13 protein-coding genes and 1 pseudogene are annotated in these 12,306 nt (G+C 60.4%); 9 read left to right on the forward strand and 5 right to left on the reverse strand.

Annotated elements, in window-relative coordinates:
• The 7 genes from N5C25_RS19105 to N5C25_RS19135 form a co-directional block, all read left to right on the forward strand.
• Positions 1-735: RHS repeat-associated core domain-containing protein (locus N5C25_RS19105; protein ID WP_279937657.1), on the forward strand; the 735-nt coding region annotated here is incomplete at its 5' end.
• Positions 732-1,199 carry a hypothetical protein gene (locus tag N5C25_RS19110; protein WP_054171181.1) on the forward strand — a complete coding sequence of 156 codons (468 nt, stop codon included), beginning with the start codon at positions 732-734 and terminating at the stop codon, positions 1,197-1,199. The genes N5C25_RS19105 and N5C25_RS19110, both read left to right, overlap by 4 nt.
• 484 nt (positions 1,200-1,683) lie before the next feature.
• On the forward strand, positions 1,684-1,938 hold the full coding sequence (locus N5C25_RS19115; RefSeq protein ID WP_144435315.1) for a hypothetical protein: 255 nt from the start codon (positions 1,684-1,686) through the stop codon (positions 1,936-1,938).
• A gap of 252 nt (positions 1,939-2,190) precedes the next feature.
• The gene (locus tag N5C25_RS19120; RefSeq protein ID WP_134735525.1) at positions 2,191-2,391 is read left to right on the forward strand and encodes a hypothetical protein; all 201 of its coding nucleotides are present in this window, start codon (positions 2,191-2,193) and stop codon (positions 2,389-2,391) included.
• 1,734 nt (positions 2,392-4,125) lie between these two features.
• A complete protein-coding gene (locus tag N5C25_RS19125; RefSeq protein WP_058979329.1) occupies positions 4,126-4,563 on the forward strand; it encodes a hypothetical protein in 438 nt (145 codons plus the stop codon).
• A gap of 248 nt (positions 4,564-4,811) precedes the next feature.
• On the forward strand, positions 4,812-5,204 hold the full coding sequence (locus N5C25_RS19130; protein WP_144435314.1) for a hypothetical protein: 393 nt from the start codon (positions 4,812-4,814) through the stop codon (positions 5,202-5,204).
• Positions 5,205-5,262: 58 nt separating this feature from the next.
• Positions 5,263-5,565, forward strand: a complete 303-nt coding sequence (locus N5C25_RS19135) for a hypothetical protein (protein WP_155029087.1) — start codon at positions 5,263-5,265, stop codon at positions 5,563-5,565.
• Between the two features lie 176 nt (positions 5,566-5,741).
• Here the strand turns inward: N5C25_RS19135 and N5C25_RS19140 are convergent, their stop codons facing one another.
• From N5C25_RS19140 to N5C25_RS19160, 5 genes are all read right to left on the reverse strand, one after another.
• Entirely contained in the window at positions 5,742-6,998 is a 1,257-nt protein-coding gene (locus N5C25_RS19140; protein WP_010483557.1) for a cysteine desulfurase, read from the reverse strand.
• Positions 6,995-8,257 carry a Fe-S cluster assembly protein SufD gene (gene sufD, locus N5C25_RS19145; RefSeq protein ID WP_279937662.1) on the reverse strand — a complete coding sequence of 421 codons (1,263 nt, stop codon included), beginning with the start codon at positions 8,255-8,257 and terminating at the stop codon, positions 6,995-6,997. The genes N5C25_RS19140 and sufD overlap by 4 nt, the downstream gene beginning before the upstream one ends.
• Positions 8,257-9,021, reverse strand: coding sequence for a Fe-S cluster assembly ATPase SufC (gene sufC / locus N5C25_RS19150; RefSeq protein ID WP_058979323.1), 765 nt, complete (start codon positions 9,019-9,021; stop codon positions 8,257-8,259). The genes sufD and sufC overlap by 1 nt, the downstream gene beginning before the upstream one ends.
• 74 nt (positions 9,022-9,095) lie before the next feature.
• Positions 9,096-10,571 (reverse strand): Fe-S cluster assembly protein SufB, encoded by a 1,476-nt coding sequence (gene sufB / locus N5C25_RS19155; protein ID WP_279937664.1) that lies wholly within the window; start codon positions 10,569-10,571, stop codon positions 9,096-9,098.
• A gap of 19 nt (positions 10,572-10,590) precedes the next feature.
• A complete protein-coding gene (locus N5C25_RS19160) occupies positions 10,591-11,046 on the reverse strand; it encodes an SUF system Fe-S cluster assembly regulator (protein ID WP_005408436.1) in 456 nt (151 codons plus the stop codon).
• Positions 11,047-11,252: 206 nt separating this feature from the next.
• Between N5C25_RS19160 and N5C25_RS19165 the strand changes: the two are divergent.
• Both N5C25_RS19165 and N5C25_RS19170 read left to right on the forward strand, forming a co-directional pair.
• Positions 11,253-11,699 (forward strand): annotated as a pseudogene (locus N5C25_RS19165) (SET domain-containing protein-lysine N-methyltransferase); the annotation flags it as partial.
• Between the two features lie 93 nt (positions 11,700-11,792).
• Positions 11,793-12,306 (forward strand): type 1 glutamine amidotransferase (locus N5C25_RS19170; RefSeq protein WP_279937665.1); only part of this gene is annotated, 514 nt, incomplete at its 3' end.

A 12,306-nucleotide genomic window follows, 5' to 3' on the forward strand; every position in this document is an offset into this window, starting at 1 on the left:
GCGGGGCATGTGACGGACTCCGGGACCGGGCTGAGTTACATGCAGCAGCGGTACTATGACTTCCAAACTGTCGCATTTCTGGGGGCTGATCCAGTTGCAGCTAGTTCGGAAGGGGCTTCATTCAATCGCTATCGCTACGCTTCTGCCAATCCGTATAAGTTCAAGGATCCGGACGGCAGGGCAGACATGAACGTGTTCAGTGAAGCTGATCCGAACGGGCTGAGAGCGGCAGGAGATGCGCTCAACATTCCGGGCAAGTTCACGGTCGCAGGGCACGCCAATAACATGGTCATTCAGGACCAGCGAGGGGGGCGCATGGAAAACTACTCCACAGTCAGCTCATGGGATATGGCTCGGACCCAGTTTGGGCTAAAACAGGGCCAGGAAATATTCATGGCAGGTTGCCACCTTGGGGCGGAAATCGGTCAGGCAAAGGCTTTTGCTCAGGGATGGGCGAACCTGAATAAGTCGTCCGTCTATGCTCCCAACGGATTCGTTCGCTATCCAAAAAACTACAAGCCTGGAGATGATATGACGCTCCGTGTCAGTATGGGTGAGAACGGAACCGGAGGTGCAGGTGTATGGCAAAGGTTCTCGCCTGGAGGGACGGGGCCGACGGGTCCCGCCATTCGTTCGATTACGATCAAAGCTGATGGTTCAATATCCTATCAGTTTGCTGAGCCTGAATTGGGGTCCAGAATTCGTAGAATAGAAACGGTGAAGGTGAAGCAATGAAAATTCTTTCGAATTCCGTTGTTTTGTCTTTGCTGCTTGTTGGCTGCGGTAACGGGGAGCCCCAGGAAGAGCGGCTTTCCCGAAATGAGAAACATGATGAAGCGCCAAGTTTGGCCCTTTCCGAGGAAGAATTGGAACGTCAGATTTCGATGGCTGAAAACGGGAATGCAGAGGCCCGTCTAAAGCTCGAATGGCACTACTCGACGCGTGGCGACATGGAGCGGTATCGCTACTGGCTTGAGGAGGGGGTCGCACGAATGGACGTTAGTTCAATGCAGCGATTGGCACTGTTCCTCTCCCTTGAGCAAGGCGGGGGGGACTGTAAGCGCGCAATGCAAATCCTCGAGGAAGGCTTGCGTCTTGATCCGCCGGAGACTACGCGCGAACTGATGGAGATGGATCTTCAGAGATTGCGGCATGAACGGGTCGGGGTTCCACCTTGCGGGGTGGGGCTCTCCAATTAGAGGCAGCAGTTGCGCGAATGCCGATAATAATTCGTTCGGATTCGATGATAGGAACGGGTGGTGCGGAGCGCATTCTGGTTTGAACACGAGGTTATTGGTTGGGCAGGTCTCGATGAAGATCATAATTTCTCTATCTGCTGCCTTACCGATGCTGCTTCTTGCCTCCTGTGTGCAGGACCGCGGTTGTCTTCTTCGGGTGGCCAACCAGGACCACGACAGCTCCTCATCTCAGAAGATCCATGCTGATAGGATGAACTCATACATTCGCGCCCCGTGGATGGGGAGCGGGAAGTGAATGCAGAGTTAGTGGTATCGCAGCTCGAACTCTCTCGGGAGGGGCGGAGAAATAGAAGGATTTTCTATGTATTGACTGATGGTAGCGGGAAACTCTTGACTGCGGGGACTTGTGGTATTGACGAACGCCAGTGTGCCTCGATCATTGTGAAGCGAATGCTCGGGTTCTGTGAAAGGATGTAGATTGCGGGTGCGCCAAGTTTTGGGAGGTATTTCATTGAGAAATTCCCAAGTGCTTGATCGCTTTGGGTGGCTTGCCGGTATTATTGTGGCGGCGCTTTGTTTTTTAGGAATTGCCGCCTGTGGCGGAAGAGATGAACGTTTGGATGTGGTCATGAATCATGATCCGGGAAACGCAGCGGCTAATCAATACGAACTGGCGCTCGAGTCAGTTTTCAATTCTTTCGAAAATGTGCCAGAAGCACAATATGCAGGGTGCATTTAATTGATGTCAGGAGATCATTTGATCAGGCTGGAAGCGAAAGATTGAGGGTATATTTCCTCTTAGCCGATCATCAAGGTGTCGTCAGGTCGGCGGACACCTGTGGGCTTCCTGTGAATGAGTGCGTGACGATTGTTGCCGAGAGGTCGAGGGCGGGCTGTCGGCTGGAAAAAGGGCTGGCTCTCCATTGATTCGGGCGGTACTCGCGGTGTTGGTGCGTGTGGCCTGAATATAGTGCTGGCCGCTGCCTAGGAAGTGGTCGAGTACAGTTACACCGATGCGTTGGTTTCAACGGTGGCGATCACCGCTGTCAATGGAAATGTCATCGAGCGTACGGTGTATGAGCCTTCTGGTGAGCTGGTTCAGATGGCCATGGCTGAAGGGGCGAGGGGCGAAAGGCTATCCCAAGTAGAATGGGAGCACGTTGTCGTCAAACAGTCGCTGACGCGCTATTGATAGAATCATTACTGCAAACGCGGGGGGGGGGGGCAGGCGGCCCACGGTGTTCCTTCCTGGGTTTCTAGACAAGTGGCGGGAGTGCTGTGAAATCCACAAGTTCATCTCGATGCCGACGACGAGCGATGGTTCTTCAAGGGCTTGCGCTAACTTCAGCGCTATGTCTCGTATCTGTCGCTGGTTGTTCGCTACATGAAATAGGAAGCGGTCGACTGGATGACGACTGTCTTTTGGTGGTGGCTGACTATGTAAAGTCGTCGCGGGGGTGGGGTGGGGATATCTACAACATTGCTCCTGAGGGGACGGTGGCAGGGTTGCGCGGATATGCAGTAATGCATCGCTCGGACGACGGGAAACTACCGTCCGAGGAGTTGAAATCATTTCATGTCGATTTGGATTCCAAGTGCAAGGCTGTTGTTGATGAACTTGGCTATCAATGATTCTGCGAATTCTTCGGCTGGCAGAGGAGGGGCGGTTTGCGGGAGTGCAGCGAAAGTGAGCGGTATCCCATGGCGCTGGATGGCGACGCGGGGGTGTGGGCGTGAATGTTGATTTCCGGTTTTTCGTGGTTATTGTTTTTATTTTTTATGGGGCTGGTTGCAGGTATCAAGAAGGTGTGGGCGTACCGTTTGGAACGACCTGTGGCGTTGAGGGCAGCTCCGCCTGCCGGGTCAGCTTCCGGGAAATGGCTGCTACGCCCCGGCTATTCGATGGAAAGTTGGTGCGGATGGAGGGCTATCTCGGGGTGAGCCGGGAGCTCTTTGTACTGAATTCAAGCAAAGAGTTGTTTGAGGCCGGAGTGACTGAGGAGACCCAAGTTCGAATTAGAGGGCCAATAGATCTGCAGCAAAGCGTATTTGATGAATACGCGTATTCATGGGTCTCGATAATCGGGGTGTTCAGGACAAGGGAGAGTGACAATTAGACAGGTGATCTGCTGCTTGGCGAAATTCACGCCCCCCTTGAAGTTCGCTCCCTACGAATCCCTGGTCCCGTTCCACGTGCGGAATTTGGAGATGTGCTCGTCAATCTTGAAGATCTGAAGTGAGTGATAGGTTGTGGAAATGGCGTTATGTGCTTTCATTTCTGCCTTCTGTGGCAGGAAAGCGGGATGATCCACAGGCGCGCCTAACATGTGATCGCATGGTCTCCATGTTAGGATTGACACTTGCCAGACAGAGACTTCGGAACATTCTCGATGGCTGGCAGAGTCACAGATATCACAGTACGCCATTTCACTCCTGGGCTGTTCAATTCTACACGTCGCGCGATTGCGTCTGTGTCATTGCGAGCTGATCGATCACGTCGATAGGCTTTGGGGCAATTTCCGCTTGGTTGAAGAATACGAGGTTTCGCATTGAGCGCTATCGATGTAAAGAATCTCGTTCTAGCCTGTCTGCGGAGGCTTTTGGAATCCGAGCCTGCTTCCGTGGAGCAGGTGTCTAGCTGGTACCAGAGGGCGGAATTTATCAAGAACGTGCTTCGGTCAAGTTCGTATGAAATCGGTGTTCCTCACGTGATATGGCACTATCTTGATGATGCCGATATCCGTATTCGCGATCCCCGCTATGCCGAAGCACAGGTGTTGGCCGTTAGGCGGAGTATTGATGAGTGGGCTTGAGTGCATTCAGAGAAGCTATGAAAAATACATGTTGCTGGCCAGATTTCATTGCGGCATCTCTCTCAAACTCTAACCCTCCGGATCTCCCTCTCCTCCGGGAAGACTGGGCTGGGATGGCGTTTGATCGCAACCTGTATGAGGATTTTGCTCCGAATGATGTTTGGGTGGCGTGGCTGAGCGCACTTTCGGAGCACTTTGCAGATATCGCGATGTGCGCGGTTCGATGTTCAGAGAGCTCCGACGGCGGAAACCCCGTGGAAATTGAGCGAGGTCTGGATGGCCTGCGCTCCTACTGGTTGGAAGATGGGAACTTCATGCGTGATCATTTCTTGTTTTCGCGTGATGGTCGCTGGGTTGTAAAGCTGGATCAGGACGTGACGTTATTTGCGGGAGATGTCACTTTCCTTGCGGATGTTGTCGCGCGACTTGGTGGTGTAGAGCATGTCGAGAAGATGATGCGACGGGACCTGATTGGTACAGCTGAGGACGTAGTTGGTCTCGGTGGGTACGTCAAGGGGCTTCTTGCGCCATTGAACGCATCGAATCCATAGCTGATTGCTACGTAGAAGATTGGGTGTGCGGGCGCTATGTGATGGAGTAGCTTCAAAGGGCCTGCAACGCCGGTGATTGTTCGGCATGCTCCGCAGGCTTTTCCGTCACCCGCGGCGTATTGAATTGGGACTAAGCCATGAATGGCTCTGTTTGCTGTTGATTCGGGTGGTACTCGCGGTGGGGCCGTGGCTTGTGTGGCTCCGGCAGTCGCACAGGAAGTCGTTTCAATGTTCGGAGGCTGCAAGAAATGGCGAACTGCAAGTTGGATGCTGAGCACTCAACCGCGTGGAGTGGTCGAATCCAATCATGCCTGGCTGCTGTGGTTCTTTCGCTGGGGTTGCAGGGTTGTGATTGGTTGTCGGATCCGGTGATTGTTGTAAAGAATGTTGGAAGGGGCGTGATTTATGGCGTCAGCTTGGAGGTTGGCGGTGGTGTGGTAGGCGTAGGATCAATTCCTGTCGGTGAAAGCAGGGTTGTGAAGCCTGAGGTCGCTACTGATTCCTCACTTCTTGTAACTTACTACGAGAGCAGTGTCCGCGTGGTTTGCCATGGGGATGTGTATTTTACGAATAATCTGTACGTCAGAGTTGAGGCGGATGTGGGTGGAGGGGTTTGCCGTATTGCAGAAATTGCGGATTGATTTGATCTTCGGCGCCTGTTTGACGAGTTTTTATAGCGCGTAGCCAGGGTGAAGAACGATGAAAAGCCTTGTTGAGAGCTTCCCCATTTGGGCTTCCATCATTCTAGGTGCCATGTGGGTAAACGCATTTGCGGCTCACAGAATGTTGCTGAAAATCGAGCGTGAACGGCCGGAAGTACTCGCTGCAGTCGGAATCATCAAGGTTGATTGGTGGCTTAGGTGCTTGCGCGGTATTGCAGTGCTTGCCCTTACTTCCAAAGGGCAGACGCTCCATCAGGGGGAACGGTGGGTGTTGAGGGGCGTCGTGATGATGTACGTTTTCTTGATTGCCTCCGGGGTGTCCATGCTTGTTGGCATGTAGAAGACGGTGTCACAAGGCCGTTGATGATGGATGGATCGGCATTAGGGTGAGATTGCCCGTTCCTGGCATCACTCAGCATTTCCCCGTTACGCCTCTGCTTGCTTGCGTCCAGCGCGCAATAAAAAACGCCGCAGTTCCCTGCGGCGTTCTCGTACTTCCCTGATTCTGGCGAATCCTCAGCCCAGCAGCTTCCGCACCTTGGTCAGTGCGGTCATGAACCGCTCGATCTCGGCATGCGTGTTATAGAAGGCCAGCGAGGCGCGGCAGGTAGCCGCGACGCCGAAGTACTGCAGCAGCGGGTGTGCGCAGTGCTGGCCCGAGCGCACGGCCACGCCTTCCAGATCCAGAAGGGTGGCCAGATCGTGCGCATGCGCGCCATCGATCAGGAACGAGACCACCGCAGCCTTCTCCGGCGCTTCGCCGATGATGCGCAGGCCGTCGACGCGGCGCAGCTCTTCGGTGAAGTGCGCCAGCAGTTCGGCTTCGCGGGCTTCCACGTTCTCCTGCCCAAGCTGCTGCAGGTAGTCGGCAGCCACACCCAGGCCGATGAAACCGGCGATGTTCGGGGTGCCGGCTTCGAACTTGTGCGGGGCATCGTTGAACACGGTGCCGTCGAAGCTGACTTCCTTGATCATCTCGCCGCCACCGAGGAACGGCGGCATCGCGTCCAGGTGCTCGCGGCGCGCCCACAGTGCGCCGGTACCGGTCGGGCCGCACATCTTGTGGCCGGTGATGGCGTAGAAGTCGCAGCCGATCGCGGCGACATCGACCTTGCGGTGCGGCACGGCCTGCGAGCCATCGACCACGGTGATGATGCCGCGCTTGCGCGCTTCGCGGCAGATCTCGCGCACCGGGTTGACCGTGCCCAGCACGTTGGAGACGTGGGTGACGGCCAGCAGCTTGACCTCCGGGGTCATCGCCGCGCGCAGCGCATCCAGATCGAGTGCGCCGTCAGGCGTGATCTCGGCCACGCGGATGGTGGCGCCGGTACGCTGCGCGACCAGCTGCCACGGCACGATGTTGGCGTGGTGCTCCATGCGCGTGATCAGGATCACGTCGCCGGCCTTCAGCCGCGGCAGCGCCCACGAATAGGCCACCAGGTTGATGGCGAAGGTGGTGCCGCTGCACAGCACCAGGTCGCTGGGCCGCACGTTGAGGAAGCGCGCCAGCGTGTTGCGTGCGCCTTCGTAAGCGTCGGTGGCTTCGCTGCCCAGTGCATGCACCGCGCGGCTGACGTTGGCGTTGTAGCGGCGGTAGAACTCGTCCACCGCGCCGATCACCTGCACCGGCTTCTGGCCGGTGTTGGCATTGTCGAAATAGACCAGCGGCTTGCCATGCACTTCACGCATCAGCAGCGGGAAGTCGAGGCGGACGCGGTCCCAGTCGGGGGCGCCGGTGCGTTCTTCGATCGGGCGCGGCGTGGACAGGTTCATGCCACACCTGCCTCGGCCAGCGCATTGTCCAGACGGTGTGCCAGCTGCGCACGCAGTGCGTCCGGCAGGATCTTCAACGGCTCGTGGCAGAACGCGGCGCTCAGCAGTGCCTGCGCCTGTGCCTGCGGCAGGCCGCGCGAGCGCAGGTAGAACAGCGCGTTGGCATCGAGCTGGCCAACGGTCGCGCCATGCGCGGCCTTCACTTCGTCGGCGTCGATCACCAGCGTCGGCTGGGTGTCGATCTCGGCGTCGGCCGACAGCAGCAGGTTCTTGTTGGACAGGTTCGCGTCGGTGCCATCGGCGCCTTCGCGGATCTGGATGCCACCATGGAACACCACGCGGCTGCGGTTGGCGGCGACGCCGCGCCACAGCAGTTCGCAGGCGGTATCGCGTGCGATGTGGTCGATACCCAGGCGGGTTTCGACGTGGCGGCGGCCATTGCCAAGCAGCACGCCGTTGGCGGTCAGCTGGGCATTGTCGCCTTCCAGGCGCACGTTCAGTTCATGGCGGCTGAGCGCGGCGCCCAGTTCCAGGTCCACGCGGTGGTACTGCGCGTCGCGGGCCAGCACCGCGTCGGTGCGCAGGAAGCTGGTCTGGCGCGCGCTGCCGGCCTGCACGCGGGCGTGCTTGAGCACGGCATCGCGAGCGACGTGGGCATGCAGCACGGTGTTGTCCAGGTGGGCGGAGTCGCCCACGCTGAAGCGGTGCTCGACCACGCCCAGGCTGGCGCCGGCACGCAGTTCGATCAGGTGGCGGTGATGCCAGGCCAGGTCGGTGTCGCCGGCGACGCTGGCGAACACCAGCTGCAGCGGCACGTCGACCTGCACGCCTTCATCCACGCGCAGCACCACGCCTTCATCGGCCAGCGCGGCATTCAGACGGGCGAAGATCTCCTCGCTGCGCTCGTAGCGGCGGCCAAGGAAACGCACGGCGTCTTCGCCAGCGGCCAGTGCGGCCGACAGCGGCTGCAGCTGCACGCCGGCCGGGAGGGCCTGCACGTCGCTCAGCGCGGCATCGAGGCGGCCGTTGACGAACACCAAGCGCGGCGCCGGGATGTCGTCCAGCAGGGCGGCGTCCAGCGCCGGGCCCTGCAGCGGTGCCGCAGCGAACGCACGGCGTTCCAGCTGCCGCAGCGAGGTGTACTTCCAAGCCTCGTTGCGGGCGGCCGGCAGGCCGTCACGCAGGGCCGCATCCAGCACTTCGCGGCGCGCATCGCTGCCGCAGAAGGCCTGGGCCATCGAATCAAGCAAGGCGCTCATCAGACCGCCGCCTCGGGCACGACCCGGTCCTTCAGGAAATCATAGCCGTGCGCTTCCAGTTCCAGGGCCAGTTCCGGGCCACCGGTCTTGACGATGCGGCCATCGGCCAGCACGTGCACCACGTCCGGCTTGATGTAGTCCAGCAGGCGCTGGTAGTGGGTGATGACCAGGAACGAGCGATCAGCAGCGCGCAGTGCGTTGACACCATCGGCCACGCTCTTCAGTGCATCGATGTCCAGGCCCGAGTCGGTTTCGTCCAGGATCGCCAGCTTCGGTTCCAGCACGGCCAGCTGGAAGATCTCGTTGCGCTTCTTCTCGCCACCGGAGAAGCCTTCGTTGACGCCACGGTGCAGCAGTTCGTCCTTCAGGTGCAGCACGGCCAGCTTCTGGCGCACCAGCTTGAGGAACTGCATGGAATCGAGTTCCTCCTCACCGCGTGCCTTGCGCTGGGCGTTCAGTGCCGCGCGCAGGAAGTAGGTGTTGTTCACGCCCGGGATCTCCACCGGGTACTGGAACGCCAGGAACAGGCCGGCAGCGGCGCGCGCTTCCGGGTCCTGCTCCAGCAGGTCGACGCCGTCGAACTGCACGCTGCCTTCGGTCACTTCGTAGCCTTCGCGGCCGGCCAGGACATTGCCCAGGGTGGACTTGCCGGCGCCGTTCGGGCCCATGATGGCGTGCACCTGGCCCGGCTGGACGTCCAGCGACAGGCCCTTGAGGATTTCCTTGTCGCCGATGCGGGCGTGGAGGTTTTCGATCTTCAGCATGGTGGGGATTTCCGTGGGGCGGGCCGCGGCCCGCCGGTAAAGAGAATGCGTTTGCGAGGGGCAGGGGCGGGCGGTCAGCCCACCGAACCTTCCAGCGAGACTTCCAGCAGCTTCTTGGCTTCCACCGCGAACTCCATCGGCAGTTCGCGGAACACCTGCTTGCAGAAGCCGTCGACGATCATCGACACCGCGTCTTCCTGGCTGATGCCACGGGCGCGGCAGTAGAACAGCTGGTCGTCGGAGATCTTGGAGGTGGTGGCCTCGTGCTCGACGGTGGCGCCCGGGTTCTTCACCTCGATGTAGGGGAAGGTGTGCGCGCCGCACTGCTTGCCGATCAGCAGCGAATCGCACTGGGTGTAGTTGCGCGCGCCATCGGCGTTGCGGTCCACCCGCACCAGGCCGCGGTAGGTGTTCTGGCCGCGGCCGGCGCTGATGCCCTTGCTGACGATCTTGCTCTTGGTGCGCTTGCCGACGTGGATCATCTTGGTGCCGGTGTCGGCCTGCTGGCGGTGATGGGTCAGCGCCACGGAGTGGAACTCACCCACCGAGTCGTCGCCCAGCAGCACGCAGGACGGGTACTTCCAGGTGATCGCCGAGCCGGTCTCGACCTGGGTCCAGGTGACCTTGCTGCGCGCGCCACGGCATTCGGCACGCTTGGTGACGAAGTTGTAGATGCCGCCGACGCCGTTCTCGTCGCCCGGGTACCAGTTCTGCACGGTGGAGTACTTGATCTCCGCGTCTTCCAGCGCGACCAGCTCGACCACGGCGGCGTGCAGCTGGTTCTCGTCGCGCATCGGCGCGGTGCAGCCTTCCAGGTAGGACACGTAGGCCTTGTCCTCACACACGATCAGGGTGCGCTCGAACTGGCCGGTGTGGCCGGCGTTGATGCGGAAGTAGGTGCTCAGCTCCATCGGGCAGCGCACGCCCTTGGGGATGAACACGAAGCTGCCATCGGAGAACACCGCCGAGTTGAGCGCGGCGAAGTAGTTGTCGCCGACCGGCACCACGGTGCCCAGGTACTGGCGGACCAGCTCCGGGTGCTCCTTGATGGCCTCGGACATTGAGCAGAAGATGATGCCCTTCTCGGCCAGTTCCTTGCGGAAGGTGGTACCGACCGACACCGAGTCGAACACCGCGTCCACCGCCACGCCTGCCAGCTTGGCACGCTCGTGCAGCGGCACGCCCAGCTTGTCGTAGGTGTCCAGAAGCTCCTTAGGCACGTCATCCAGCGAGGCGTACTTCGGGCCCTTCGGCGCGGAGTAGTAGCTGAGCGCCTGCAGGTCGATCGGGGCGATCTCCAGCTTGGCCCAGTCCGGCATCGGCATGGTCAGGAAGTGGCGGTAGGCGTCCAGGCGCCACTGCGTCATCCACTCCGGCTCGTCCTTCTTGGCCGACAGGGCACGGATGGTGTCCTCGTCCAGGCCCGGCGTCAGGGAGTCCGACTCGATCTCGGTGATGAAGCCGGCCGAATACTTGCGGCCGAGCTGCTCGTGGATCTCGCGGTTGGGGGTGTCGTCGTGGGCGACGTTTTCGATGGTTTCGGTGGCCATGGGGGGGGCTGCCTGTGGATCAGGAGACGACGTCGACAGCGATGGTGCGGCGCTGTTCGTCATCGGCAAGGGGGAGAGGGGGCAGGATCTGGGCGAGGGTGACATCGCGCAGGGCCTCGGAGACCACGTCGTTGATCAGCCGCCAGCTGCTGCGCGCGCCGCACTTGGGCGCCATGCCGCACTGGTGGTGGTCGTGGCTGCATTCGGTCAGGGCCAGCGGCCCTTCCATCGCTTCGACCACTTCGAACAGCGAGATCTCGATGGCCGGGCGGGTCAGGCGGTAGCCGCCACGGACACCGCGCAGGCCTTCGACCAGGCCGGCCTGGGCCAGTGGCTTGAGCACCTTGCTGACGGTGGGCGGCTCCAGGCCGGTGAATTCGGCCAGCTCGGTGGCACTGAGCACCTCGCCCGGACGGGCGGCAAGCACGGTCAGTACGACGGTGGCGTAATCGGTGAGCTTGGTGACACGCAACATGGGGATGCGAGTGGTTCTTAAAGCGGACTGAAATTGTACGCTTTTATTCGCCGCCATCCAACCCGGGCATTCAGCCGGCGCTGGGCCGGGCGGGAGGACGCGCCGGGCCGTTGCCGGGGCGCCATGCTGCGCTACCGGGGTGATTTTCGCAATCACCCGGAATGGGCGAGAATCCAGGTTCCATCCGCTGCAAACAGCCCGTGCCGATGCCGAAGAAGATCCAAGCCCGCAAGTCCGCCATCCATGGCAACGGCGTGTTCGCCGTGGCCCCGATCAAGCAGGGCGAGCGCGTGATCCAGTACAAGGGCCTGCTGCGCAGCCACGGCGATGTTGATGCCGATGACAGCGGCGACGTCGAAAGCGGCCACACCTTCCTGTTCACCCTCAACGACGACTGGGTGATCGATGCCAACTACAAAGGCAATGACGCGCGCTGGATCAACCACAGCTGCGAGCCGAACTGCGAGGCCGTGATCGAGGAAGACGAGGACGGCGACAGCCGCGGTGACAAGGTGTTCATCGAGGCGCTGCGTGACATCACGCCCGGCGAGGAACTGACCTACAACTACGGCATCACTCTGGCCGAGCGTCACACTGCCAAGCTGAAGAAGATCTGGGAGTGCCGCTGCGGCTCGCCCAAGTGCACCGGCACCACCTGGAGCTCTCCACCTGCCGTGCACGGCAGGGTCACTGCCCTGCAAGGGCCGTTCTTCCATTCTGTCGGCACCCCCAACCGGAGTGCACCCATGGCAGAACGATTGAAGGGCAAGCAGATTGCCATCCTTGCCACCCACGGCTTTGAACAGTCCGAACTGACCGAACCCAAGCGGCTGCTGGAAGCCGAAGGCGCGCGCGTCAGCGTCGTGTCGCCTGCAAAGGAGGCGACGATCAAGGGCTGGAAAGAGAAGAACTGGGGCGACGCCGTTGCAGTGGATATTCCGCTGGATGAGGCCGATCCGGCCAGCTTCGATGCCCTGGTGCTGCCGGGAGGGGTCATCAATCCGGACACGCTGCGTACCGACGAGGCTGTACTCGGCTTTGTCCGCGCAGTAGACGAAGCAGGCAAGCCTGTGGCGGCGATCTGCCATGGCCCGTGGCTGCTGATCAACAGTGGCCTCGCCGATGGCCGCGCGCTGACGTCCTGGCCGTCCCTGCAGCAGGATCTGACCAATGCGGGGGCGAACTGGCGCGATGCCGAGGTGGTGGTCGACGGTAACGTGATCACCAGCCGCAAGCCGGATGACATTCCGGCCTTCAGCG

The organism is Stenotrophomonas sp. GD03958 (genome assembly GCF_029839005.1).
Taxonomy (GTDB): Bacteria; Pseudomonadota; Gammaproteobacteria; order Xanthomonadales; family Xanthomonadaceae; genus Stenotrophomonas; species Stenotrophomonas hibiscicola.